The sequence below is a fragment of the Gordonia phthalatica genome, assembly GCF_001305675.1.
Taxonomy (GTDB): Bacteria; Actinomycetota; Actinomycetes; order Mycobacteriales; family Mycobacteriaceae; genus Gordonia; species Gordonia phthalatica.
In genome coordinates, this window is the sequence record NZ_CP011853.1 from 129,312 (window position 1) to 152,779 (window position 23,468).

The 23,468-nt window shown below is 65.0% G+C and carries 24 protein-coding genes and 1 pseudogene; 14 read left to right on the forward strand and 11 right to left on the reverse strand.

Features of this window, described 5'->3' with window-relative positions:
- Window positions 1-5: 5 nt before the first annotated feature.
- Complete coding sequence (locus tag ACH46_RS00595) at window positions 6-839, reverse strand: sigma-70 family RNA polymerase sigma factor (protein ID WP_062391227.1); 834 nt, start codon at window positions 837-839, stop codon at window positions 6-8.
- A 101-nt stretch (window positions 840-940) separates the two neighbouring features.
- Here ACH46_RS00595 and ACH46_RS00600 point away from each other — a divergent pair, with 101 nt between their 5' ends.
- Entirely contained in the window at window positions 941-1,399 is a 459-nt protein-coding gene (locus tag ACH46_RS00600) for a carboxymuconolactone decarboxylase family protein (protein ID WP_062391228.1), read from the forward strand.
- Window positions 1,400-1,484: 85 nt separating this feature from the next.
- Here ACH46_RS00600 and ACH46_RS00605 read toward each other — a convergent pair whose 3' ends face one another.
- Window positions 1,485-3,101 carry an APC family permease gene (locus tag ACH46_RS00605; protein WP_082399286.1) on the reverse strand — a complete coding sequence of 539 codons (1,617 nt, stop codon included), beginning with the start codon at window positions 3,099-3,101 and terminating at the stop codon, window positions 1,485-1,487.
- 216 nt (window positions 3,102-3,317) lie between these two features.
- Between ACH46_RS00605 and ACH46_RS00610 the strand changes: the two genes are divergently transcribed.
- From ACH46_RS00610 to ACH46_RS00660, 10 genes are all read left to right on the forward strand, one after another.
- Entirely contained in the window at window positions 3,318-4,601 is a 1,284-nt protein-coding gene (locus ACH46_RS00610) for a class-III pyridoxal-phosphate-dependent aminotransferase (protein ID WP_062394792.1), read from the forward strand.
- Window positions 4,601-6,208, forward strand: a complete 1,608-nt coding sequence (locus ACH46_RS00615) for an aldehyde dehydrogenase family protein (protein WP_062394794.1) — start codon at window positions 4,601-4,603, stop codon at window positions 6,206-6,208. The genes ACH46_RS00610 and ACH46_RS00615 overlap by 1 nt, the downstream gene beginning before the upstream one ends.
- A 1-nt stretch (window position 6,209) precedes the next feature.
- The gene (locus ACH46_RS00620) at window positions 6,210-6,809 is read left to right on the forward strand and encodes a BMC domain-containing protein (protein ID WP_062391229.1); all 600 of its coding nucleotides are present in this window, start codon (window positions 6,210-6,212) and stop codon (window positions 6,807-6,809) included.
- The gene (locus ACH46_RS00625; protein ID WP_062391230.1) at window positions 6,809-7,330 is read left to right on the forward strand and encodes a hypothetical protein; all 522 of its coding nucleotides are present in this window, start codon (window positions 6,809-6,811) and stop codon (window positions 7,328-7,330) included. Before ACH46_RS00620 ends, ACH46_RS00625 begins: the two co-directional genes overlap by 1 nt.
- Window positions 7,330-7,569 carry a EutN/CcmL family microcompartment protein gene (locus ACH46_RS00630; RefSeq protein ID WP_062391231.1) on the forward strand — a complete coding sequence of 80 codons (240 nt, stop codon included), beginning with the start codon at window positions 7,330-7,332 and terminating at the stop codon, window positions 7,567-7,569. The genes ACH46_RS00625 and ACH46_RS00630 overlap by 1 nt, the downstream gene beginning before the upstream one ends.
- 103 nt (window positions 7,570-7,672) lie before the next feature.
- Window positions 7,673-7,954 (forward strand): BMC domain-containing protein, encoded by a 282-nt coding sequence (locus ACH46_RS00635; protein WP_062391232.1) that lies wholly within the window; start codon window positions 7,673-7,675, stop codon window positions 7,952-7,954.
- Between the two features lie 77 nt (window positions 7,955-8,031).
- Window positions 8,032-8,679, forward strand: coding sequence for a microcompartment protein (locus ACH46_RS00640; protein WP_120298676.1), 648 nt, complete (start codon window positions 8,032-8,034; stop codon window positions 8,677-8,679).
- A 3-nt stretch (window positions 8,680-8,682) separates the two neighbouring features.
- Window positions 8,683-9,702: a phosphotransferase enzyme family protein gene (locus ACH46_RS00645; protein ID WP_062391234.1), complete on the forward strand. Its 1,020-nt coding sequence runs from the start codon at window positions 8,683-8,685 to the stop codon at window positions 9,700-9,702.
- 15 nt (window positions 9,703-9,717) lie between these two features.
- Window positions 9,718-10,488 carry a 3-oxoacyl-ACP reductase FabG gene (gene fabG / locus ACH46_RS00650; protein WP_062391235.1) on the forward strand — a complete coding sequence of 257 codons (771 nt, stop codon included), beginning with the start codon at window positions 9,718-9,720 and terminating at the stop codon, window positions 10,486-10,488.
- Window positions 10,489-10,538: 50 nt separating this feature from the next.
- Window positions 10,539-11,360: a GntR family transcriptional regulator gene (locus ACH46_RS00660; RefSeq protein WP_082399288.1), complete on the forward strand. Its 822-nt coding sequence runs from the start codon at window positions 10,539-10,541 to the stop codon at window positions 11,358-11,360.
- A gap of 26 nt (window positions 11,361-11,386) precedes the next feature.
- On the opposite strand, the pseudogene ACH46_RS00665 reads toward ACH46_RS00660, so the two are convergent.
- The 5 genes and pseudogenes from ACH46_RS00665 to ACH46_RS00685 form a co-directional block, all read right to left on the reverse strand.
- A pseudogene (locus ACH46_RS00665) lies at window positions 11,387-12,330 on the reverse strand (alpha/beta fold hydrolase).
- Window positions 12,293-13,156: an SCO6745 family protein gene (locus ACH46_RS00670; protein WP_062391238.1), complete on the reverse strand. Its 864-nt coding sequence runs from the start codon at window positions 13,154-13,156 to the stop codon at window positions 12,293-12,295. The pseudogene ACH46_RS00665 and the gene ACH46_RS00670 overlap by 38 nt, the downstream one beginning before the upstream one ends.
- Before the next feature lie 42 nt (window positions 13,157-13,198).
- Window positions 13,199-14,752, reverse strand: coding sequence for an MFS transporter (locus ACH46_RS00675; RefSeq protein ID WP_062394796.1), 1,554 nt, complete (start codon window positions 14,750-14,752; stop codon window positions 13,199-13,201).
- Window positions 14,753-14,760: 8 nt separating this feature from the next.
- Window positions 14,761-15,300, reverse strand: a complete 540-nt coding sequence (locus tag ACH46_RS00680) for a TetR/AcrR family transcriptional regulator (protein ID WP_062391239.1) — start codon at window positions 15,298-15,300, stop codon at window positions 14,761-14,763.
- A gap of 140 nt (window positions 15,301-15,440) precedes the next feature.
- Window positions 15,441-15,995 carry a TetR/AcrR family transcriptional regulator gene (locus tag ACH46_RS00685; RefSeq protein WP_062391240.1) on the reverse strand — a complete coding sequence of 185 codons (555 nt, stop codon included), beginning with the start codon at window positions 15,993-15,995 and terminating at the stop codon, window positions 15,441-15,443.
- A gap of 49 nt (window positions 15,996-16,044) precedes the next feature.
- Here ACH46_RS00685 and ACH46_RS00690 point away from each other — a divergent pair, with 49 nt between their 5' ends.
- Window positions 16,045-16,869: an acyl-CoA thioesterase gene (locus ACH46_RS00690; RefSeq protein WP_062391241.1), complete on the forward strand. Its 825-nt coding sequence runs from the start codon at window positions 16,045-16,047 to the stop codon at window positions 16,867-16,869.
- A 16-nt stretch (window positions 16,870-16,885) separates the two neighbouring features.
- Here ACH46_RS00690 and ACH46_RS00695 read toward each other — a convergent pair whose 3' ends face one another.
- The gene (locus ACH46_RS00695; RefSeq protein WP_082399290.1) at window positions 16,886-18,367 is read right to left on the reverse strand and encodes a M28 family peptidase; all 1,482 of its coding nucleotides are present in this window, start codon (window positions 18,365-18,367) and stop codon (window positions 16,886-16,888) included.
- A 248-nt stretch (window positions 18,368-18,615) separates the two neighbouring features.
- On the opposite strand from ACH46_RS00695, the gene ACH46_RS00700 reads away from it, so the two are divergent.
- Window positions 18,616-19,233 carry an AmiS/UreI family transporter gene (locus ACH46_RS00700; protein WP_082399292.1) on the forward strand — a complete coding sequence of 206 codons (618 nt, stop codon included), beginning with the start codon at window positions 18,616-18,618 and terminating at the stop codon, window positions 19,231-19,233.
- Between the two features lie 871 nt (window positions 19,234-20,104).
- Window positions 20,105-20,521: a hypothetical protein gene (locus ACH46_RS00710; protein WP_062391244.1), complete on the forward strand. Its 417-nt coding sequence runs from the start codon at window positions 20,105-20,107 to the stop codon at window positions 20,519-20,521.
- Between the two features lie 490 nt (window positions 20,522-21,011).
- Here ACH46_RS00710 and ACH46_RS00715 read toward each other — a convergent pair whose 3' ends face one another.
- The 3 genes from ACH46_RS00715 to ACH46_RS00725 form a co-directional block, all read right to left on the reverse strand.
- Complete coding sequence (locus ACH46_RS00715) at window positions 21,012-21,608, reverse strand: hypothetical protein (RefSeq protein ID WP_062391245.1); 597 nt, start codon at window positions 21,606-21,608, stop codon at window positions 21,012-21,014.
- Window positions 21,609-21,711: 103 nt separating this feature from the next.
- Window positions 21,712-22,020, reverse strand: a complete 309-nt coding sequence (locus ACH46_RS00720) for a hypothetical protein (RefSeq protein ID WP_157850977.1) — start codon at window positions 22,018-22,020, stop codon at window positions 21,712-21,714.
- A gap of 349 nt (window positions 22,021-22,369) precedes the next feature.
- Window positions 22,370-23,416, reverse strand: a complete 1,047-nt coding sequence (locus ACH46_RS00725) for a nuclease-related domain-containing protein (protein WP_157850978.1) — start codon at window positions 23,414-23,416, stop codon at window positions 22,370-22,372.
- Window positions 23,417-23,468: the final 52 nt, after the last annotated feature.

Genomic DNA, 23,468 nt, shown 5'->3' on the forward strand with positions numbered 1-23,468 from the left:
AACACCTACGACGCGGCCCTGCGCACCTCGACGACCGTCAGCTCGTCGCCGCGCAGGGTCGCGTCGATCGCGGCGATCCCGCCCGACGGCGTGAACGACACGTCCATCACCAGCAGCACTTCGCCGTCGCGACCGGACGGGTGGCGGACGGCGACGCCGACCTTCCCGTCGAGCAGCGCGGTGTACGCGGTCTTCGCGCGGAACATGAATGCTTCCGCGATCGCGGGAGCACCGTGCACCAGGGCGGGCGGCTGATCGTCGGTGAAAGTGCGGAACATCGCGTCCGGATCCAGTAGTTCCACGAGCGAACCGAAGTCGCCGTCGCGGGACGCGGCGAGGAAGGCGTCGACGGCGCGGGTGCGGTGCGACGTCGATTCCGGGGGAGCGGCGGTGACCCGGCGGCGGGCCCGGCTGGCCACCTGTCGGGTCGCGGCCGGGGTCTTGCCGAGAATGGTGGCGACGTCGTCGAACGGGACGCCGAAGACGTCGTGCAGGACGAAGGCCACCCGCTCGGCCGGGGCGAGGGAGTCGAGGACTGCGCCGAGGGCGGCACTGACGGCGTCGGCCAGTTGAGCCTCGTCCGCCGGACCGGGATGCTGATCGACGGGGTCGACGATCTCGACCGGTGCCGCGGGTCGACGCGCTCGCAGCATGTCCAGGCAGATTCGGGAGACGACGGTCGTCAGCCACCCGGTCGGATTCTCGATCTCGTCGCCGACGTCGGCGGCGCGGAGCCACGTCTCCTGGACTGCCTCCTCCGCGTCGGCGGGGGATCCGAGCATCCGCGTCGCCACCGCCAACAGGTGCGGGCGTGCGTCGGAGAAGATTGTCGTCTGCATGTGTCACATCTTTCCGCTCCGCGGCGTCATATGGGTGACGAGGCAACAGCTTCCGTCCAGATCGGCCCGGAATCACCGGGCCCGCCGCAAGGAGATCCACCATGACCGCACGCATGACCAACCCGACGATGCTGCTCCCCGGCGTCTTCGACGCCCTGATGGCGATGCACAAGGCCGTCGCCGACACCGGTCTGCCTGCCGACCTGTCCGAGATGGTCAACATGCGCGCCAGCCAGCTCAACGGCTGCAGCACCTGCCTCGACGGGCACTGGCGGCTGGCGCGCCGATTCGGCGTCAGCGACGAGAAGCTGTTCGCCGTCGGTGCCTGGCGTGACTCCCCGTACTTCACCGAGGCCGAGCGCATCGCGCTGGAGATCACCGAGGAACTGACGCACCTGTCGATGAAGCCGGAGGCCGTGTCCGACGAACTGTGGGAGCGGGCGGCGGAGGAGTTCGACGAGGCGCAACTCGCCGCGTTGATCGTCGCGGTCGCGACCATCAACTTCTACAACCGCGTCAATCACGCGACCCGTCAGCCGGGTGGTTCGTGGAAGCCGTGACGAACCAGGCACTCTCCTCGGGAACGGGTGAAGCGGCCCTGCCGATCGTTGGATCGGTGGGGCCGCTTCTGTGGAGGGCGTAGCGCTACGCGAGTTCCGGGTCGCCGTCGCGTTCGCTGCTGTCGTCGAGCACTACGCGGCCGATGATCTCGTACTTCGCCGGGGCGAACCTCCGAGTCCACAGTGCGAAGACGAGACCCGAGAGGCCGATCACACCGACTACCCACGGTGACAGCTTGAAGACGATGTCCGATGCGGCATCACCAGCTGCGAAGCCCGCGTTCTTGATCAGCAACCAGCCGACGCCCAGCATCCCGACGCCGCCGATCAGTGGTGCCAGGAAGGTGCGGAACCAGTTCGCGGACTCGGGGTGCATCTTCAAGACATGGAAGTAGGAGACGCATGAGAAGGCAGCGAGGGCCTGGACGATGAGGATCGCGGTGGTCCCGAGGATTGCCATCAGCGTGTAGAGCTGGGTATAGGGGTTTCGGTCGCTGAAGAAGAAGAACAGCACGATCACTGTTGCGACGGCGGTCTGCACGAAGCCGGCGATGTGCGGTGATCCGTGCTTGGGATGGGACGAGCCGATCGTCTTCGACATCCCCGGGACCAGATCCTCACGACCGATCGCGTAGATGTACCGCGCTGCGCAGTTATGGAAGGCCATGCCGCAGGCATAGGAGCCGGTCATCATCAGAAACTCGACCAGAATCAACGACCAGTGACCGAGGTGCTCCTCGATAGGAATGAAGAACATGTCTCCTGCGGTGTCGGGGTCCTGGGCAAGGGCGATGGCGCGACTTGGACCGGTGCCGACGAGTGCCGACCAGGAGACGATGACGTAGAAGATTCCGACGCCGAGCACTGCGACCATGGTGGCGATGGGGATGATCTTCTTCGGGTTCCGTGATTCCTCTCCGTACATCGCGGTCGACTCGAAGCCCACCCACGACCAGAAGGCGAAGAACAGACCGATTCCGGCGGAGCCGGCCACCGCGATGGTCGATCCGGCATGGACTGGATCGGCGACGACGCCGGAGAGGCTGTCGAACGCACTCAGCGGATTCAGCGACGACCAGGACCATCCTTCGGGACCGCCACCGCTGCCGATCACAGAGATCGTCATCGCGGTGAGAATCAGGATCTCCGTGACCAGAAAGAAGCCGAGCACCTTCGCGGTGAGATTAACGTCGAAGTACGTCAGGATCGAATTCACCACGAGCATTGTCAACGCGTACCAGACCCAGGGAATCTCGATCCCCATGTGGTTTGTGAAGAAGTTGGTGGCGAAAAACGAGAAGATGCCGACCAGCGCTGCCTCGAAGACGACGTACGCCAAGGTTGTCAGTGCGCCGGCGGCCATGCCGACGATGCGGCCGAGCCCGTGCGAGATGAAGCCGTAGAACGCACCGGTGGACGTGATGTGCTTGCTCATCGCTGAGTATCCGAGGGCGAACAGGCCGAGGATCACCGTGGCCACCAGGTATCCGGCTGGTGCTCCCGCGCCATTGCCGAAACCCACCGCGATGGGAACGTTTCCGATCATGGCAGTGATGGGTGCCGCGGTCGCGACAGCCATGAAGACCACGCCGGTGAGGCCGACGGCGTTTGCCTTCAGTCGCTGGACCTGTGGTGCGGAGTCGGCCGCCTCCTGGATCGGGGACGACGCAGGTGAGGGCGTGCGGGGAGTGTCAGGCGCCATGGGGAGATCCTCCTAGGGGGTGTGCCTCAAGCCACATGTGTTGTGGGTCACTTGAGTAGGAGTACACCGTTTCTGTAATTGGTTCAATAGGTTTGGACCAATTTGACTCAAATCCTTCAAACCATTGCGCGAATCGGTATGGACCGTATAGCTTCGAGTCACAGCCTCCCCGATGAGTTCGGATGGGCGAGGGCAGGAGAGAAGAACGGTGAAGTGATGCACGATTACGGAGCGTTCGCTTTCGAGTCGAAGGCGGACGTCCTCGACTCTTCGAAAGAGTTCTGGAACCCCGACAAGACACAGTTTTGGTCTGACAGCGGCGTAGACCTCGTGATCGATCGACGCGAAGGTTACTTCCTTTGGGACATGGACGGCCGCCGGCTGATCGATACCCATCTCAACGGCGGCACGTACAACCTCGGACATCGCAATCCGGAGATCGTCGAGGCGCTGAAGGTGTCAATGGACCACTTCGACATGGGGAACCATCACTTCCCGTCGGTAGCGCGTGCAGCGTTGGCCAAGGAGCTCGTCCAGAGTGCACCGCCCGGACTGACGAAGGTTGCCTTTGCCTCCGGTGGAGGCGAGGCGATCGACATCGCCCTCAAAAGTGCACGGCGCGCTACCAAGCGGCGGGACATCGTCTCCATCGTCAAGGCCTATCACGGGCACACTGGTTTAGCTGTTGCTGCAGGTGACGAACGTTTTGCCGACTTCTTCCTCTCCGACCGCCCGGAGTTCCATCAGGTTCCGTTCAATGACCTCGCCGCGATGGAGGCAGCTCTGCGCGGGCGCGACGTCGCAGCGGTGATCATGGAGACGATTCCGGCGACCTACGGCTTCCCGCTTCCCGAGCCCGGTTACCTCGAACAAGTCAAGAATTTGTGTGAGAAGAACGGCACGCTGTACATCGCCGACGAGGTGCAGACCGGAATGATGCGGACCGGCGAGATGTGGGGCATCACCAAACACGGTATCGACCCGGACATCCTCGTGACCGGCAAGGGACTCTCCGGTGGCATGTATCCGATCGCCGCCGCGTTGCTCAGTGAGCGATCGGGTGCATGGCTTCGCGAAGACGGTTTCGCACACATGTCGACCTTCGGCGGCGCCGAACTCGCATGCATCGCCGCGCTCAAAGCGTTGGAGATCACGCAGCGGCCGGCCGTTCGCTCGATGGTCCATTACATCGCAGATGTGATCGGCACGGGGCTGCGACAGATCCAGGCAGCCCACCCGAACTGGTTCACCGGGATTCGACAGAACGGTGTGATCTTCGGTCTGGAGTTCGCTCATCCAGAAGGTGCCAAGTTCGTCATGCGCGAGCTGTATCAGCTAGGAGTCTGGGCGATCTTCTCAACGCTCGACCCGCGTGTTCTGCAGTACAAGCCAGGGATTCTGTTGACCCCGGACATCACGGAGGAACTGCTCGACCGCACTGCTCTGGCGATAGCTCGCGCAGAGGCCGCGGTGTGCGGCACCACGAGGAAGGCGAGCTGATGGGTTTGGAGAGTATTGCGGCGGCATCGAAAACGGCTTCGGCCGGACACATGCTAGAGCGTGCTGGATGGGCGGCACGTGCATTCGGCGACTATTCGCAACGTGACGTGGAGCGGATCGTCCGGGCCGTTGCCGACGTCGCGTTCGCCAACTCACGTCGGTTCGCGGAAGCCGCTGTCGCGGAGACGACGTTCGGCGTCGTCGAGCACAAGCTGCAGAAGAATGAGGCCTGTTCGCGCGGCCTGCTGGAAGCGTATGCGGGCACCGACTTCGTGAGTCCTCGGATTGACGCTGATGCGAAGATCATCGAGGTACCGAGGCCTGCCGGCGTGATACTGGCGATCACACCGTCGACCAACCCGGTCGCGAGCGTGTACTTCAAGGTGCTGCTGGCTTTGATGACGCGCAATGCGGTCGTTGTCTCGCCGCACCCGATGGCGAAGAAGTGCTGCGTCGAGGCGGCGGAGCTCCTCGCCGAGGCGGCTGTGGCGGCGGGCGCCCCCGACGGAGTGATCCAGGCCGTCGCTGAACCAACGATCCCACTGGTCGAGTCGATGATGGCGGACCGTCGAACCAACCTCATCATCGCCACGGGTGGTTCCGGTGTCGTACGTGCCGCCTACAGCTCGGGCAACCCCGCGATGGGCGTCGGCCCGGGAAACGTGCCGGTGTTCGTCGACCACTCGGCCGACATCCGGGCCGCTGCGCGCCGGATCGTTGACAGCAAGGCGTTCGATAACTCGGTCCTGTGCACCAACGAGTCCGTCCTGATTGTGGAGGAGTCGGTGTCGGACTCCTTGATCCGCGAGATGCGCAACGCCGGGGCGGTACTGCTCAATCGACAGGAGACGCAGCAGCTTCGCGACTACATGTTCCCCAGCGGGCAGCTCAATACCGCTGTGGTGGGCAAGGATGCCGCGGTGATCGCTGCGGGCGCCGGTGTCCGGGTGGGACCGAGGACCAAGGTGCTACTGGCACCGTTCGACGTCGCAGTCCCCGACGAACCGTTAACCCACGAAAAGCTGTCACCGGTCCTGGGGCTGATCACCGCCCGAGATCGCGCCCAGGGGATCGCGACAGCACGCGCGATCGTTCGCGGCGTCGGTGCCGGCCACAGTGCTGCCATTCACAGCACCGACCCCGAGACCGTGATGGCATTCACCGCTCGGGTTCCGGTGCTGCGAGTGGTGGTGAATGTCGGCAACAGCACCGGCAGCTCGGGGCTGGGGACCAACCTCCCAATCTCTATGACCATTGGTACCGGATTCGCTGGTCGCAGTTCTCTCGGTGAGAATCTCAAGCCAGATCACTTGATCAATTGTGTGCGAATCGCGTACAACTCTGATTCGGCCGAGGTGATGCCGTCGTATGTGAACCAGGACCCGACGCGTAACCACACGACGCCGGTTCCTGTCTACCCCGTTGCATCGAATGACCCCGAAGCGGTCGCTGCGCATGCGGTCGACCAGGTTAGCAGGCGCTTGGCTGCCTCTTCGTCCGCTACCGCGTTCGGAGTATCGACCTCCGGTGGGGCCGACCAGGGCCTTGTGCGCGAGGAGATCCGTCGCCTCGTCGCCGAAGAACTGTCCCAACTGATCAAGGGCTGACATGACTGAATTGCGTTCGTTCATCTTCATCGACCGACTGGCACCGCAGACGATGTGTTATCTCGCCACCTGGATCAAGGGCACGCTTCCCCGGGCGGGTGTGGCGGCGCAGATCATCGAGGTGGCACCCGGTATCGACATCGAGCAGATCACTGACAGCGCCCTCAAGTATGCAGAGGTCTCCGCCGGGATCCTCGTGGTGGAACGGCAGTTCGGGTACCTCGAGTTCCACGGTGAGACCGGTTCGGTCAAGGCTGCTGCGGAGGGGGTACTCGATGTGATGGGTGCGGACCCGGGCACCGCGGTTCGCCCCACGGTGTTGGCCAACAAGATCATCTCGTCCATCGACCGACAGCACGCGTTCCTCATCAACCGCAACAAGATCGGCTCGATGGTGGTGCCCGGTGAGTCGCTCTTCGTCCTTGAGGTACAGCCGGCGTCGTACGCGATCCTGGCGACGAACGAGGCGGAGAAGGCGGCTGACATTAAGGTCGTGGACTACCGGATGATCGGCGCCAGCGGACGTGTCTACCTCTCGGGCAAAGAAGCCGATGTGCGCCAGGCCGCCGATGCAGCACTCGATGTGTTGCGGAGCTTGTGATGAGCCAGCCTCAACTCGATCTGCGCGCGATCATCGCAGATACGGTGCGCGACGTCGTTGCGGAGATGGTCGCAGGCTCGGTGCATGATGCAGTGGCGGGATCCGGTCAGATCGCAGCACCGTCGGCATCGCCTCCACCAGTACTCGAGACGGCTGGAGTGCCGGGGTCGGAGCACGTGATTCGCGCACCTGGTCGCCAGGTCGTCGAGGCTGTCCGCATCTCCGATAACACCGACCTGGATCATTTCGTCCGGCGACTGGTGACCATGTTTGAGAATCCGAAGGTTCGCCAGGACATCAAGGCGGGGCGTTTGAGTTTCCGCCTTGAAGGACGCTCGATGCTGGCAGCAGACACCGGCCCCGTGATGCGAGTTGAATCCGGGGCCCTCACCGAGAGACAGGTGGAGACCGCACATGCGGAGGGACGGCGAATTGTCCTGGCGCGTCGAGCTGTGGCGACACCGCTCGCCCGTGAACGTGCCCGAGCACTGAGAGTTCCGATCGAGAAGGAGACACGCTGATGCAACAGGCAGTTGTGACCGGAACAGTCTGGTCAACCAAACGGATCGACGGCATTCCGCCCGGAGCACTTCTGACGGTGCGGACCGCCGGTGGAGAGGAGCTCGTCGCTTTCGATGTCCTGGGCAGCGGTGTCGGCGAAGAAGTCCTGATCAGTCTGGGCTCAGTAGCTGCCGCATGGTTCACCGGAACACCGCCTCCGATTGACGCCCTGATCATCGGATCTGTCGATCCCCGATAGTCCGCAGAACGAACTGTTCTTCCACCCCCATCCCAACCCCACATCACTGGAACAACCACACTCGGATCCGCCTGGATCGAGAAAGAAAGCAAGGAGACAAATCATGTCGAGCACCGCAGTCGGAATGATCGAGACCAAGGGATTCGTTGCCGCTCTCACCGCCGCCGACGCCATGGTGAAGGCCGCGAATGTGGTCATCACCGATCGTCAGGAAGTCGGCGACGGCCTCGTCGCCGTGATCGTCACCGGTGAAGTCGGCGCAGTCAAAGCGGCCACCGAAGCGGGCGCCGAAGCAGCGTCGCAGGTTGGTGAGCTCATCAGCGTCCACGTGATCCCGCGCCCGCATGCCGAACTGGGAAACCACTTCGACATCTCGGCGAAGTGAGTCTGCCCAACCGGTGAAGTCCGGCCGTGTCGGTGCGTGAGCATCGATCTGGACGTGATATGAGACAGGAGTCGCCGATGTCCGACACATCGATCAGTAGTGAACTGCGCGTCTATTTGATGGTCGAGGACCTTCAAGAGCAGTTCGCCGCGTATCTGGGAACCCCGACGCGTGCCCGTGGATATCCTCCCTTCGCAGGTGATCACGCGCTCATCATCGAGGTCGCTCCGGCTCTCGCGATCGAGCGAGTGATCGACCTCGCGTTGCGCGAGGTGCCGGGAGTCGAGCCGGGCATCCTTTTCGTCGAGCGCCAATTCGGGGTTCTCGAACTGCACGGTAAGAGTCTCGACGAGGTCAAACGGGCGGGGGAGGCGGTGCTCGCCGGCACCGGATCTTCGGCTGGTGATCAGCTCCGACCACGGGTGCTCTACCACGACATCATCGAGAACGTGAGCGACCAGCACGCTGTGCTGATCAATCGCAACAGGAAGGGGTCGATGTTGATGCCCGGCCAGTCGCTCCTGGTCTACGAGATGACCCCGGCGCTCTTCGCGGCAGTCGCGGCCAATGAGGCGGAGCGCGCTGCACCGGGTCTGTCGATGATCGATGTCCAGATGATCGGCGCGGCGGGTCGGCTCTACCTGGGTGGAACGACAGAAGAGGTCACTGCGGCGCGCGATCGCATCACTGCGGTCCTCTCCTCCATCGAGGGACGGGAGCAGTGAGCCATGGCCGACTCGAAGAGCATCGGAATCGATGCGACTGAAGGGCTCGCTTACGCGGCGATGAAGGCGTATGACTTCCCGGAGCCGTATGAGCTCTCGCTCATCAACCTCTCGGAGAACGCCACGTTTCTGGTGACCGCGACCGACAGCGATGACCGAGCGGTGATGCGTGTCCATCGACTCGGCTATCACGATCGAGCGTCGATCGAGAGTGAACTTGACTGGACCACGGCTCTGCGACTGGACATCGGAGTCGCCACCCCCGCCGTGGTGTCGGCCCGCGACGGCAGTCGGGTGACGACGATTCGTGACGGCGATGTTGATCGTCACGTGGTGCTGTTCGACCTGGCGCCGGGTGCGGAGCCGGACGGGGAACTCCTTCGAGCATCTGACTTCCGGCTGCTCGGGAGACTGACCGCGAAGCTCCACATGCACGCAATGACATGGCAGCGGCCGCCCACGTTTACCCGATTCAAGTGGGACTGGGATGCATTCCTCGGTGAGGAGGCTCGCTGGGGCCGGTGGAGTGACGGGGTCGGCATCGGGGCCGAGGAGATCGACGTCCTCGGTGCCGCCACAGCGCTTCTCCGACGACGATTGAGTGAGTACGGCACCGGGCCGGACCGTTACGGACTGATACACGCTGATCTGCGCCTGGCGAATCTTCTGATCATCGACGATCAGATCACTGTCATCGACTTCGATGACTGCGGTGAATCCTGGTTCATGTACGACTTTGGCACCGCCGTCTCGTTCATCGAAGATGATCCTCGTGTCCCTGACTGGCGCGCCGCGTGGTTGACCGGTTACCGCGAGGTACGTGAACTCAGTGCCGAGCATGAACGGATGCTGGCGACATTCGTCATGCTTCGCCGGCTCATGTTAGTGGCATGGATGGGTTCACACTCGCACTCTACTGAGGCCGTGGCTCTCGGTAAGAGTTTCACCGCTGGAACCATGGTTCTGGCACACCGGTACCTGGCCTCTGACGGCCAGTCGATCGACCGCGACGTCGCGGCCTGACAGTTAGGACGGCAGATGTTCTCATCCATGGCAGAGCACACCGTGGTGGTGACCGGAGGAAGTCGGGGGATCGGCCGCGGTATCGCGACTATCTTCGTCGAGGCAGGTGCACGCGTGGTCCTCGTCGGTCGTCGTGCGGCCGAACTTGCCGCAGTGGCTGAAGAACTGGGACCACGTACGGACTATCTGGTCGCTGACATCGGCGACCGCGGTCAGTGTCGTGAGATGGCTGCGGAGGTAGTGAGGCGGCACGGAGGAATCGACGTGCTGTGCTGCAATGCCGGCATCTTCCCGCAACACAGGCTCTCTGAGATGACTCAGGAAGACCTTGATCTCGTGATGCGGACCAACCTCAGTGGCACGGTCTTCAGCGTCCAGGCCTGTACGGATGCGCTTGCGGCGTGCGGCCGCGGGCGAATCGTCCTCACCTCGTCGATCACGGGTCCGATCACGGGCTACCCGGGATGGTCGCATTACGGGGCGAGCAAGGCGGCGCAGCTCGGGTTCATGCGCAGTGCTGCGCTGGAACTCGCACGACAGGGCATCACGATCAACGCCGTCATGCCCGGCAACATCGCGACGGAGGGCTTGGACGGGCTGGGTGACGACTACGTAGCAGGCATGGCGGCCGCGGTGCCCGCGGGCCGGTTGGGCAGTGTCGCTGATATCGGTCACGCGGTGTTGTTCTTCGCAGCACCGGAGACGGGATACGTCACCGGTCAAACACTGATCGTCGACGGTGGTCAGATCCTGCCGGAGTCTGCGGAGGCTCTCGCACAGATGTGATCATTTGACGAGATAGGCTGGACAGAGTCCTAGTCAGCAGAGGGGGATCGATGACTGCGGAGTCCGTACGGGCGATCGGACGCGAGTCGACGTCACTCGTAGAGACTCTCCGGCGGCGGATCGTATCCGAGATCAGTTCTGGCATTCTCGCTCCTGGTACTCGTCTCGGTGGTGAGCGCGACCTTGCCGAGAGTTATGGAGTCAGCCGGTCGACGCTTCGGCAAGTCTTGGGCGGACTCGAGGAAGCCGGCCTCATCGAACGCGTCGCCGGCCGTGGCGGTGGAACTTTCGTTGGCCACCCGAAGGTCGCTCGAGACTCGACAGAGGTGGTCGGTCTGCCGGCTTCGTTGGCGAGTCAGGGCTATGCCGCGGGTACGCGGGTGCTGTCAACGCGGCTCGCACCGCCAGATGACACAGCGCGTGCGAGGCTGGGGCTGCGGGCTGACGAGCTGGTCGCGGACATCCAGCGTCTGCGACTCGCGGACGGTCGTCCCCTGTCGTTGGACCGAGCTCAGTTCCCCGCGGCGCGGTTCCGAGGCCTGCTCGAGATGTCCCTCGGCGGTTCGTTGTATGCATTGCTCGAGGAGAAGTTCGACCTTCGGATCGGGGAGGCCGAGGAAACCATCGAAGTCGTCAACGCCACCGACGATGAGGCAGGGATCCTCGGTGTGGACGTGGGTTTCCCACTCGTGTCTATCGAACGCATCGCTTACGACGACGGCGGTGAGCCCTTCGAGTACTCACACGATCTGTTTCGCGCCGACCGTGTTCGGATCACCATGCGTACGCCGGGGCGTGGACTACGTGCGGCTGCCGTAGGCCTTGAGGAGATCGTGACCCTGACCGCCGTCGCCCCAATGACGTCCGACTGATCGAGGCGTTCGACACATCATCTTCATCACCGCTCACGTGGTTCGAGGCAGGCCGTGACGAACGCGGTCCCGGCGCGGATCGCGGGCTGATGCCGCAGCAGTCGGTAATGGGCCAGACGCCCCAGCCCCCGCGTCGTGACCAGTTCCGCGCCGGGCCAGGCCTCCGCGATCGCCGTGCTGGTGGCATAGGGGCGTCGGGGTCGTCGGGATCGTGCACCAGCAGGAGTGGCGGATATCCGGTGTGCGGTGCCAAGCGCACGACGTCGGTGTCGTAGAGCGGCACGCCCAGGAGGCCGTCGAGCCGTCGATGCAGCCGTCGCCGGGTCCGCGGTCCGAAGCCGTGCCGCTGGGCGAAGTGATCCAGGTAGTCGGCGAAGTCGCCCATCGGCGCGAGGAACACGAGGCGACCGACCGGGGTGCCCCGGGTCGCGGCCAGTGCGACGGCCTTCGCGCCCATCGAGTGGGCGACCACCGCGTGTGCCGGTCCGTGCGCGGCGATCATCGCCGCGACCGCGTCACCGCACTCACCGATCGTCGTGCGCCCCGGACCCATCGCGCCGGCATCGGACTCGTTGTGGGCGGGCAGGTCGACGGCGATCACTCGGAAGCCGGCCTTGGTGAGCGGCTTGATGAACATCGCCAGGTGCGGACGCCGCCCGCCCCACCCGTGAACCAGATAGACGATCGGGCCCTCGCCCCATGCCTCACCGGCGACCCGGTGCCCGTCCCAGAACGCCTCGACGGACTCACCGGCAGGGATCCCGGGCGGCATGCGCACCGCGTCGAACACGGGAGGAGTGCACCAGAGTCGGGCCGCCCACCGCGCCCCGATGCCGGGCGCGACCACCTCCAGAACACCGAACGCGCGCCTGGTCCGAACCGGTATCTCGGGTTCGAGACCGGACTCGGCCGGCGCGGGTTCTGCCACCGCGTCAGGCCTTCTTCCGCGTCCCCGGAAGCACTCCGGCATCCAGGATCGGCTTCACGAACGGCCGCGTCTGTTCGATGACGTCGGCGAAGTCCGCGGAGAAGGCGGCACCGGTGATCGCGTCGGTGCGTGCCTCGATGCGCTGGTACAGCTCATAGCCCGCATCCGTGAGGCGGTGGCCGTCGTCCGTGGCGGCGACCAGGTCACGCTGCGCGAGACGCTCGACGGCCGCGTTCCAGTCATCGTCCGACCACCCTCGCGTCAGCAGGAACATGCGCTTGCCCATCACTCGTCGCTGAACGGTGGGATCTGGCAGCGCGGCTTCGTGGAAGACGCCCGCGTCGATGCCGTTCAGATCGCTGTCGACGAGCGCGGAGATGTGGTTGTCGCCGCGCCACTCGCGCAGTGCCGACAGGTGACGCCACAGAGCGAGGTGCGGGACCTCGGGGATCGGGGTCGTCGCCCACGCGGTGCCGAGTGGACGACCCGACAGCGGGAGACCGGCGATCAACTCCTCGAACGCAGGCAGCAGGGGAGTGATCCGATCGACGGCGTCACCGAGGATCGAGCGGTACTGCTCGTCGAGCATCGCGTAGCGGCGGTCGTCGAGTGCGGTGAGACCGGCGGCGCGAGCGCGGTCCCACGACGCCGCGATGGTCTCGGGGTTGAAGTTGTAGAAGGCGGAGGCGACGACGGCACCGGTCGTCTCGCCGAGCGGGCAGGCCCGCGCACCGACGTAGAAGGCGTGGCCGTCGAGGCCCAGATCCTGCTGGGCGTCGCCGAGTCCGTGGTTGAAGTAGGTGAGGACGTGGAAGGGCTCAAGGGAGTCGTAGGCGCGGCGGGCGATGGCGGCGGTGTCGAGGCTCATCACTTCACTGTGCCACCGAAAGGGCTTGTGCGGAGGCGATGTTCAACGTGAAACATCACTGTTGGTCGCGTCGAGCCGGGTGCCCTTGGGAACCAGGGCGAACACCGTCGCGGCGACCCCGAGCATCAGCAGTCCACCGATCAGGTTCGTCACCTGCATAGACTCGGTGAAGGCGACGCCGGCGTCGTGGGCGAGGTCGGGCAGGTGCAGTTCCTGAGCTGTCGCGGCGGCGGAGCCGATGGACTCGCGGGCGGCCTCGCCGGCAGTGGGGTCGAGTCCGGCGAGGACGTCGGAGCCGTCGAGCTGCTGCCGGTACAGGACCGCGGCGATGCTGCCGAGCAGGGCGACGCCGACCACGCTGCCGAGCTCGTAGGAGGTTTCCTCCATGGCGGCCGCGTTGCCGGCGCGGTTCTCCGGGCTGCCCGACATGATCAGTGCCGAGCCGATCGCGAGCGAACCCATGCCGATGCCGACGAGGCACAGCGAGACGACGACGGAGGCGTAGTGGAGCTCGCCGGGAACCAGGTAGATCACGATCATGCCGAGGCCCGCCATGGCGATGCCGCCCGCCATCACGGTGCGCGGACCGATCCGTTCGGCGAGGGCCGGGGCGGCGAGGGAGGCGATCGCCGCGGCGATGGCGAGGGGGATCAGTTCCACGCCGGCGCGGATGGGGGAGCTGCCCTCGACGGCCTGCAGCCATTGAGCCAACAGCAGCAGCGCCGCGGCCATCGCGAACATGGAACCGAGCGCCCCGGCGATGCCGCCGGTGAAGACGCGATTGCGGAACAGGCCGAAGTCGAGCATCGGGCGCTCCTGCCGCAGGCTGCGTCGAATGAAGAGGGTCAGCAGGACGCTGCCGCCGATCATCGCCGCCCAGCCGCCGGGAACCAGCAGGCTGGACTGCGCGCCGAAGTGCTTCACCGACCACATCAGCAGGGTGATGCCGGAGAACGAGAGAACGATGCCGAGCCAGTCCCAGACACCGGGATCGGCGGAACGGGACTCGGGGATCAGGAACGCGGCACCGACCACCGCGAGGGCCATCAGCGGCACGTTGACCAGGAAGGCCGACTGCCACGAGAACTGCTCGACCAGGAAGCCGCCGATCAGGGGGCCGATGGCCGCGCCGAGACCGGCGATCGACGCCCACACAGCCAGGGCGCGTGCGCGTTCCCGTGCGTCGGTGAAGAGCACGCGGATGGTCGAGAGGGTGGTCGGCATGATGAACGCGCCGCCGATGCCGAGCAGGGTGCGGATGCCGATCACCGCGACGGCGGAGTCGGCGAACAGCACGAGGAGCGAGGCCAACCCGAAGGTCGCGTAGCCGGCCATCAGCAGGCGCTTGCGGCCCCAGCGGTCGGCGAGGGCGGCGGCCGGGACCAGCAGACCGGCCAGCACCAGGGAGTAGACGTCGACGATCCACAGCACCTGGTCGGCGCTGGGCTTCAGGTCGGCGGACATCGCGGGAAGCGCGACGTTGAGGATCGTCATGTCCATGACGATCACCAGCAGGCTGGCGCTCAGGACGGCGGTCGCCAGCCATGCGCGGCGGGTCGAGAGAGTGGGGGATTCGGTGGCGAGTCCGGTGCTCATCGGATAGGTCATTTCTGCGCCATGAACGGCGCGACGAGGGTGTGGAGGAAGTCTTTGGAGACGACGGTCTCGTGCAGGACCGCGTGCACGACGACGCCGTCGGCCAGCATCGCGAGGGCCAGTGCGTTGTCCGCGCCGACGTAGCCGGTGAGGATGTCGATTAGGTTGTTCTGCCAGCGGAGAGACAGCTCGCGGAGGTCGGCGTTGAACGCGCCCGCCGACATCAGGGAGACGTCGGCGGCGATGTTCCGACTGTTCTGCAGGTAGTCGTGCATCCGGTCGACGAGCGCGTCGGGCGATCCGTCGGCGTCGAGCAGGGCCTGACGGACGGCGTCGAGGTCGTCGTCGATCTCCTTCGCGAGAAGCGCGAGCGCTTGGGTGCGGAGGTCGTCGAGCGAGGTGAAGTACTGGGTCGTGGAGCCGAGGGGGACCTGCGCCCGTTCGGCGACCATCCGGTGCGTGATGCGTTCCGGACCCACCTCGACGACGAGGTCGGCCGCGGCGTTCACGATCGCCGCACGACGGGCCTCGGGATCTCGCTTCGCCATTGCTCCTCCAAATTCTGTACGAATGTACATGTACAAATGTACGCGACGGAGTCGCGGGTTGAGCCGACTTCCGAGGCGTTAGCCGAGGCGTCGGTCGAAACCACGGTGAGGTGCGCTGGGAGAGTCAACCCCTGGGGCCCCTAGAACGCCCTCCGCACATGCCCGGCCAAGGCGTCCAGCGGCTCCACCGTCCGCCGCGCGCGGGAGGTGATGATCGCGCCCTCGAGGGAGGCGATGAGCATCTGTCCGGTGCCCTGTGCGGCGTCCGGGGAGGCGCCGTCGCGTGCGAAGGCTGCGGCGACCAGGCCGCCGAGTGCGGTGAACGACTCGGCGGCGCGCTCGGCTGCCTCCGGGTACTCGGCGGTGGCGAGGGCGGCCGCCACGAGAGGGCAGCCGAACTCGTAGTCGCTGTCGGTGAGGATGGTCTTCCAGCTGTCGATCACGGCGACGAAGCCGTCGACGGCCGACCGTCCCGCCTGCAGTTGAAGCATTCGGGCTGTCGCGTAGCGCCCGGCGGAGGTGGTGGCCTCGGCGAGGAGTTGCGCCTTGCCGTCGGGGAAGTGCTGGTACATCGACCGTCGCGCGACGCCGCTGTGGGCCAGCAGCTCGGCCATCCCGAAGCCGTCGGCACCTTTGCGGCGGAGCAGGGTGATGGCCGAGGCGATCAGGCGGTCGTGAACCGAGGGCGTGGTCATGCTCACAGGGTACTCACTTGTAGAACGATCGTTCTGCTACCGTCACGCTATGACTCACGTATTCGACGAGGCGATCGTCCTCGCGCCGGTTGCCGACGCCGCAGACCGCGACGGGCGCGCAGGGCATGTGGTGCGGGCGACGACGCATCCGGCCTACGCCAACATGGTCGGTCCATTCGGCGGGATCACGGCCGCCACCGTCGTCAACGGCATTCAGCAGCATCCGGATGTGCTGGGGGAGCCGCTGTCCCTGACGATCAACTACGTCGCGCCGATCGCCTACGGCGAGTGGGATCTGGAGTTGGATCCGGTGCGCACCAACCGCACCAACCAGCACTGGGTCTTCACCATCTCGCAGGAGGGCGACGCCGTCGCCACCGGCACCGCGGTCTTCGCCGTCGTGCGCGACACCTGGGCGGACATCGAAGCCACGCCACCGCAGGCACCTCCCGCCGACGAGGTGGAGCCGTCGGACTTCGTCGACTTCATCGAGTGGGCCAAGCAGTACGACAAGCGGTTCGTGGTCGGCGGGCTCAGCGAGGACGGGTCAGACGACTCGACGTCGACCCTGTGGCTGCGCGACGAACCCGCGCGTCCCATCGACTTCCCGGCGCTGGCGTCGATGACCGACTGCTTCTTCCCGCGCATCTTCCTGCGTCACGGCGCGTACATGCCCGCGGGCACCATCTCGCTGACCGTGTACTTCCACGCGACGTCCGGCGAACTGGCCGCGCACGGCACTGACCACGTCCTGGCGACGGCGCGCGGTGTCCGGTTCGGTCACGGCCACTTCGACCAGTACGGCCAGATCTGGTCCGGCGACACGCTGCTCGCGACCACGCATCAGCTCGTCTACTACAAGGATCCCGCCTGAGCCTTGGTTCAGTCGGTCAGAGGGCCGAGAAGTACGCGGTGGAGAAGGCCACCGAGCCGAGGGCGATGCGGTACATGCCGAGATTCACGTTGCTGATGGTGTCACCGGGCTTGTGGTAGTTCGGGTCGAAGAAGTCGCCGACCGTGCCGCCCCACTGGCTCTGCTGCTTCTGGCTCTTCTTGCCGTCCGCGCCGGTGTCCACGCCACCGCAGGCGATGCCCGCCTCCTTGAACGGGCCGTAGTCCGAGCGGCCGTCGAAGGCGGAGGCGTCGACGGGCACATTCCTCCACGCGAAGTAATTGCGGAAGACCTGCTCGATCACGCCGGATCCGGCGGGGCCCGCGCCGCCCTCGAGCTTGCCCGAACCGTCACCGTCGAAGGTGAAGTACCCGCCGTTGGGTGAACCGAGCATGTCGAAGTTGAGGTAGCGCTTGATCTTCGACGCCTGCTCCGCGCTCAGGGCGGAGACGTAGTGCTCCGAGCCGAAGAGGCCCTCCTCCTCCGCGCCCCACAGTGCGAAGCGGACCTTGTTCTTGACGTCGGCGTTCGCGCCGATCGTGGCCGCGGTCTCCAGGACGGCGGCCGAACCGGTGCCGTTGTCGTTGATGCCGGGCCCCTCGGCGACGCCGTCGAGGTGCGCACCGACCATCTGCACGTTGTCGGCGTCGCCCTTGGTGGTCTCGGCGAGGATGTTCCAGGTCTTTGCCTTCTCGGTCTTCGCGTCCACGGTCAGCGTGACGTCCTGCCCGTCGACGATCGGCGCGTCCTGTGCGACGCCGACGACGGCGATGGAGGCGCTGTCGTCGAGGCCGAGGGTGCCGCCCTTCCAGTCGCCCGGTCGGTCGTTGGTGATGACGAGAGCCTTGGCGCCCTTCGCTGCGGCGGCCTTGTACTTGTCGCCGAAGGTGCACGTGCCGCGCTGGACGACCGCGATCGTTCCTTCGGTGACCTTCCGCAGGTCGTCGGCGGTGCAACCCAGGTTGCCGGTGACCACGGCCTTGGCGGTGACGGTGCCGTCGGTCGCTCCGGAGAATGCGAGCGCGGTGGCCTTCACGGGCGCACCCGCGGCGAGGACGTCCGCCTTCGACGCGGACCACACGGCCGTCGGGAACTCCTGCCGGACCGGTTTGTACCCCGCCTCGCGCAACACCTTCTCGGCGTACTCGACGCTCTGCCGGTAGCCCGGTGAGCCGAGCGCACGGTTGCCGCCGTTGCGGTTCGCGATGTCCTGGAAGGCCCGCAGGTGCTTCATTGCGCCGTCGAGGGTGACGGCGTCCGCCAGCGTCCTGGCCTTCGCGGTGGCGCCGGCGTCGTCGGCCGCACCCGGAGGTGCCGGACGATCGACGCTGCTCGGCGCCGCCGTCGAGGAAGAGACGGCCGCCGTGCTCGACGACGCCGCGTCGTCTCCCGACGTGCCGCAGCCCGCCACGACGAGGCTGACGGCGGCGAGTGCGGTGGCGATTCGAACGGCGACGGAGCTTCTTCGCGTGGGCGACATGCCGCTATTAGATATGCATGTGGAGGATTGCGGAGGGATTGTGCGCACTTCCCTCGGAAGTCGAGTGGAGTTCGCTCTAGGGATACAGGGAGTGTCGGGGCGGTCGCGACAAAGTAGGGCTGGCGGCTGAGGGTGGGCCGTTCCGGTCCATTGCCGTCCGGCGTCGGTGATACGGCTCTACTCTTGAACAACCAAGTCTGTCCTGCCTCCGGTTGTCCTCCCACAGCCCGAACCCGAAGGGGTTACAGATGTCCAGCCTTGCCCTCGTCTTCGTCGGAGCCGTCCTCCTCGCCAACGGCCTCGTCTTCCTCGGCCCCATGTCGGCCCGCGCCGCCGTCCCGGTGAACCTGCTGGTCGGCGCCCTGATCGTCACGACGTCCCTGCTCGGCGCCGTGCCCGCGGGTCTCGACGATCGCATGGCGCTGTTCGGCGCCCTCGGCTTCTGCGTCTTCGGCTTCACCTACCTCAGCGTCGCGACGAGCACCCTGCTCAACGCCGACGGCTCCGGCGTCGGCTGGTACTGCGGCTGGGCCGCGGTGATGTCCGCCGTGCTAGCCGTCGTCAACTTCAGCGAAGGCGACCCGCGCCTGGCTTGGCTGTGGGTCTCGTGGATCGCGCTATTCGCGGCGTTCTTCCTCGCCGCCTTCACCGGCAGTGACCGCTTCGGCCGCGCTGCGGGCGCCGTCTCGGTGATCCAGTCCGTCACAACCGGGACCATTCCCGGACTGCTGATGATCAACGGTTCCTGGGCCGACTTCTCGGTCGTCGTCATCGCAGTCGTCCAGGTCCTCGGCATCCTCGGGTATCTCGCCGTCCTGGTGATGCCCGCGCGCGTCCGGGAGGGTTCCGTGCGTACTGGTAGCTGAAATGGGTGTCGGTACGGCGTGTCTTGGCTCGGCCTTTCAAATACCGTCCGCGCAGTGCCGGAAAAGCAGGGTGCAGACCGGGACGATCTCAACTTCTCCGCCGAGGTGAGTTCTGGTGCTTTTGTCGTGACCACCGCCTCGCCGGACCAGAGGCGGCGGGTTCCTTTGTCGCGCCGGTCATTCGAATAACGGACTCCGTCAGTTGTACTGTTCGGTGCGTTACGGCAGAGTCAGTCATATGAGATACAAACGGGGGATGTTCGTTCTCGTAGCAACTGCGGCGTTAGTCGCCTTGTCGGGGTGTTCAGTTCTCGGCGGCGAACCGGGCGGTGATACGACGGCGGCGTCGTCATCCGTAGTGACGGTGACCGAGACAGCGGACACTGCGCCTCCTCCGTCACCGAAGTCCACGACTCCTTCGACCACGTCACCGGGTGCGCGGAAGGTCACCGGCTTCTTCACCCCATCGAACGGGATCGTCTGTGACAGTTACGGTTCCAACGGATCAGGAATGATGTTATGCCGTCTGACCGGCATAGGCGGAACGGCAAGCCCGAAGAACGTCAATGCGGAGAGCTGCGACGGCGAGCCGTACGTGCGGTCGTCGGCGATGGGGTGGCGTGACAACAGATCGGGTTTCTGTTGGTGGAGTTACTCGGGGAATATGCCAGAACCAGGTCGCTATCCCGTTCTCGACTACGGTAAGTCCGCGGTCCTCTACTCCCCGCAAGGACTGGTCGTGTGTTCGTCCGCGTTCGACGGCGTGACCTGCAGGAAGCAGGGCACGACCCGGGCCGCCGACGGCTTCTTCTTCTCCAAACAATTCGTCGGCAGTCTCGCCGCCAAACCCACGTCATAACGAAGGAACGGTATGTCATTTCAGGATCAACCCACGCACAATTTCGACAACAGCAATCCGCATGTGCAGCGCCCCTTCGGCCCTGACGGCGGTCAGGTGCCGAATGGTCAGTACCCGCCGCAGCAGCCGCAGCAGCCGCAGTACGCGCCGAAAGCTCCGCTCCTCGTTCCGGGGGTTCCCAAGGCGGAACGCGTTATCGCCCTGATCGCGGCTCTGATCATCGTCGTGGGAAACACGATCTTCTTCCTCGTCAACGCCAACGCCAGCGCCGGCGACGGCAGCGAGCTCTCCGCCGTACAGGTGACACAGTTGAACACTGAGACAATATCGCTGCTGATCGCGCACTCGGTCGGTGTCACGGCTCTCGCGTACGCGGTGATCCTCGTGCTCCGCTTGACGGGTCGATCACCGGGGAAGAACTCTCTGTAGAAGACGAGAGAAAGGACCCCGAGCCATGAGTGCTCGGGGTCCTTCGATCTGTTCGGTCGTACCATCGGATCGATCCATGGCACCGCCTCCATGAGATCGTCGCGCACCTCGAACGGCTCGACGCCTTTCTCGACGCTCACAGTGCGTCGGGCAGAATGTCGCTGGCACTCCGACTCTTGGTTCTGTTTGGCGTCGAATTGAGGATTCCGGGACGGGTGGGCGCCCCTGACTCCCACTCTTCTTCGGGAGCGTTTGAAGGGGTCGCACCCCTGTGAAACCCGCACAAGGAGATCCTGGCGTCCCTCGAGGTCGGCGTCTCCAACGGGATACGAATAGCCAGATCGGTTACAACGCGTTTCAATGCGTCGAGTCACGAGACGACGCACCCTGATTCTCCACAGAGGGTGCTAATCCTCCTCCCTCGAGGTGAGTGCCGCCCCGAGTCCACAGAGACGGGGCGGCACACGAGGAAAGGAGGAGAGACCGCGCTCTACATACCCATCGTCTCCAGTTCGCCGTTCGAGATGTACTTGAAGCCGGCATCGTCGACGAAGAAGCCGTACTCCTTGTCAGCGGTCACGCACAGCACGGAACGATCGTCGGTGGCGGCACAGACGAACTCACGGTTCTCCGTTCTCAGGGTTGCACCACGGCGAGCGTCGATGACGTAGCTGTCGATGCTCTCGCCGGTCGCTTTCTCCAGGTCGTCGAGGCTCATGTCACTCGCGCCGTCTGTGTTGCGCCAGCACGCCTTACCGCTGTTCCGGCGGACTTTGATGATCGCGTTCACCGTCGCATCCTCCGGGTTCTTCATACAGGTGTACGCCTCGTCGACTCCCGTCGTCGGCACCGACTTCGGCTGAACGCGCATGCACGACAGCGACCCGCTGTCGGCGGCGTCGCTCATGCACAGGATGTTCTTCGACGGCGTCACGAACATCTCCATCGACTTCGCGCCCGACGCCATGTCCGCGACGGTAGAGATTCGGGCCGGCCAATCGACGTCCGGCTTGGCGCCGGACGAACACGCCGTCAGACCCGCGAGCGCCGCCGCGAGCGCGGCGAGCAGGATGATGGTCTTTTTCATTGATTCCCTCCGAAATGTCGTGTATCCACGTACGCATTAGCTGTGAATAGGCGACGTGAATTACATGGTTTCTATAACGAATGTCGGGTGCCACCCCACCGCTTTACGGGGCTTGCGGGGACCAGCGACCGTTACTGAGATAGAGAAACGCCTGCTTGCTCGCGAACCATCCGGTCTGTTCGTCCTCTGTCGTGCACGTGACGCCCGTGTACTCCATCCGGCAGGTGATCGGCCCCATCTTCGACGACAGGATTGCGGTGCCGCCGTAGCCGAGATTCGGTGTGGTCGGCGGAATGAAACCCCATTGCGCGGACCACCAACAGGGGCCCTTGTCACCGAGGAGACCGATCGTGTTCGGCACCGGGTAGTGCTCGCTGTCGCACGATTGGGCGTTCGGAGTGTTCTCCGGCATCGTTTTCACGGTCACGGCTGTGACAGAGCATCCGGTCGCGTCGTCGCCGCCCTGGCAGTAGATCGCTCCTGACGGGGATCGGAACCCTCGAACTCGTTTCGGCGGCTGACTCGTGGGTTCGGCCGGCCGTGAGGTCGTACTCATCGGTGCCGGAGTACCGGTCGCGGTCTCGGTGACGGTGATGACTGCGGGAGCCGTGGTCGGTGTGGCATCGTTCGCCGCACCGCATCCCGAAAGAGCAAGAGCCGCAGCGGCTCCCGCGACCATCACTCGTTTGTATCTCATGCGAATGACCTTGTCGTAACGACGGCGACTGTTCAACATCGAGTCATTCGGTCGCATGACGGGATCACATCCGGGGGAGTAGAAGGTGCTTGCGCCACGAGAGAATCTCGGATGGCGAGGAGTACGTGATCCCGTCGTTCACCGGATTCAGAGCCTTGAGCATGTCCCCGAACATGTTTTGCTCGACCGCGATGACAATCGTTTCAGGGCCGTTGATGAAGGCGTACCCGTTGCCGACACCGACCGTTCCGTCGACGACGACCACGATGATCCCTCGAACGGGCGAGTTCAGCATCGATGCCTCCCACCGCAGGGTGTCGACTGACCTCGCGCGGTGACCGCCGTCGTCGAAGTCCGCGACGAACACGCCATTGGCGACGCTCGTGTTCCCCGACCACCGCTTCGTGTCGACCATGAACAACCCCAGGGTCGGGTGGAAGATCAGGTGATCGATGTTCGCTCGAACATTCTCGTTCTCGTAGATCTCGATGTCGTGCGCCACCTCCCAGCCAGGGCCGAGGGCGTTGAGCATAAGACCGACCTTCTCCTCGGCGGCCGCTCCGATCAGCCACGGTTTCGCGTGGTCGGGAACCTGCTGTTCGTTCCCGCTTCTCGCCGCCTCGATGATCGGGCCTACGGTTCGGAACACGGGGGAGTGGTCGGTGCCGGCGGCGGGAATGCCGCGCCGCTTCATGTAGGCGGCACCCGCGATACCGACCGCGCCGCCGGCGCCGATCTTGTGCTTGTTCGTGAAGACGGCGATACCGTAAGCACCGCCGACGATGACGCCACCGACGACCAGCACGAACAGGAAACTGATGATGAGGAGCGAGATCATCGCGGCCATGAGCGGCTGAGTGGAGGGGTTCTCGGTACCTCCGAGTGCGGCGAAGACGATGGTGACGACGAGGAACACAAGCCAGGCCACGATGGCCCACTTGACGTAGGAGAGTACGGATCGCCCCGACTTCTCGAGGGGTGCGGGCTGGGGGATGAGGATTCCCCTGGTCTCGGCGACGGCTCGGCCGTACGCCGCCCACGCCCCGACCGCGGGGTGGCCGAGGACATGCGTACCGCTGGGGTGGATGTAATCCGCAGGAGGGTTGGGCACCACGACTTTCCGCATAGTTGCCGATTATGCGGGATAGGCGTCCTAACTCTGG

Bases quoted from the DNA above. Each gene is read 5' to 3' on its own strand.
- ACH46_RS00595 (WP_062391227.1), bottom strand. From the start codon at position 839: ATGCAGACGACAATCTTCTCCGACGCACGCCCGCACCTGTTGGCGGTG.
- ACH46_RS00600 (WP_062391228.1), top strand. From the start codon at position 941: ATGACCGCACGCATGACCAACCCGACGATGCTGCTCCCCGGCGTCTTC.
- ACH46_RS00605 (WP_082399286.1), bottom strand. From the start codon at position 3,101: ATGGCGCCTGACACTCCCCGCACGCCCTCACCTGCGTCGTCCCCGATC.
- ACH46_RS00610 (WP_062394792.1), top strand. From the start codon at position 3,318: ATGCACGATTACGGAGCGTTCGCTTTCGAGTCGAAGGCGGACGTCCTC.
- ACH46_RS00615 (WP_062394794.1), top strand. From the start codon at position 4,601: ATGGGTTTGGAGAGTATTGCGGCGGCATCGAAAACGGCTTCGGCCGGA.
- ACH46_RS00620 (WP_062391229.1), top strand. From the start codon at position 6,210: ATGACTGAATTGCGTTCGTTCATCTTCATCGACCGACTGGCACCGCAG.
- ACH46_RS00625 (WP_062391230.1), top strand. From the start codon at position 6,809: ATGAGCCAGCCTCAACTCGATCTGCGCGCGATCATCGCAGATACGGTG.
- ACH46_RS00630 (WP_062391231.1), top strand. From the start codon at position 7,330: ATGCAACAGGCAGTTGTGACCGGAACAGTCTGGTCAACCAAACGGATC.
- ACH46_RS00635 (WP_062391232.1), top strand. From the start codon at position 7,673: ATGTCGAGCACCGCAGTCGGAATGATCGAGACCAAGGGATTCGTTGCC.
- ACH46_RS00640 (WP_120298676.1), top strand. From the start codon at position 8,032: ATGTCCGACACATCGATCAGTAGTGAACTGCGCGTCTATTTGATGGTC.
- ACH46_RS00645 (WP_062391234.1), top strand. From the start codon at position 8,683: ATGGCCGACTCGAAGAGCATCGGAATCGATGCGACTGAAGGGCTCGCT.
- fabG (WP_062391235.1), top strand. From the start codon at position 9,718: ATGTTCTCATCCATGGCAGAGCACACCGTGGTGGTGACCGGAGGAAGT.
- ACH46_RS00660 (WP_082399288.1), top strand. From the start codon at position 10,539: ATGACTGCGGAGTCCGTACGGGCGATCGGACGCGAGTCGACGTCACTC.
- ACH46_RS00670 (WP_062391238.1), bottom strand. From the start codon at position 13,156: ATGAGCCTCGACACCGCCGCCATCGCCCGCCGCGCCTACGACTCCCTT.
- ACH46_RS00675 (WP_062394796.1), bottom strand. From the start codon at position 14,752: ATGAGCACCGGACTCGCCACCGAATCCCCCACTCTCTCGACCCGCCGC.
- ACH46_RS00680 (WP_062391239.1), bottom strand. From the start codon at position 15,300: ATGGCGAAGCGAGATCCCGAGGCCCGTCGTGCGGCGATCGTGAACGCC.
- ACH46_RS00685 (WP_062391240.1), bottom strand. From the start codon at position 15,995: ATGACCACGCCCTCGGTTCACGACCGCCTGATCGCCTCGGCCATCACC.
- ACH46_RS00690 (WP_062391241.1), top strand. From the start codon at position 16,045: ATGACTCACGTATTCGACGAGGCGATCGTCCTCGCGCCGGTTGCCGAC.
- ACH46_RS00695 (WP_082399290.1), bottom strand. From the start codon at position 18,367: ATGTCGCCCACGCGAAGAAGCTCCGTCGCCGTTCGAATCGCCACCGCA.
- ACH46_RS00700 (WP_082399292.1), top strand. From the start codon at position 18,616: ATGTCCAGCCTTGCCCTCGTCTTCGTCGGAGCCGTCCTCCTCGCCAAC.
- ACH46_RS00710 (WP_062391244.1), top strand. From the start codon at position 20,105: ATGTCATTTCAGGATCAACCCACGCACAATTTCGACAACAGCAATCCG.
- ACH46_RS00715 (WP_062391245.1), bottom strand. From the start codon at position 21,608: ATGAAAAAGACCATCATCCTGCTCGCCGCGCTCGCGGCGGCGCTCGCG.
- ACH46_RS00720 (WP_157850977.1), bottom strand. From the start codon at position 22,020: ATGCCGGAGAACACTCCGAACGCCCAATCGTGCGACAGCGAGCACTAC.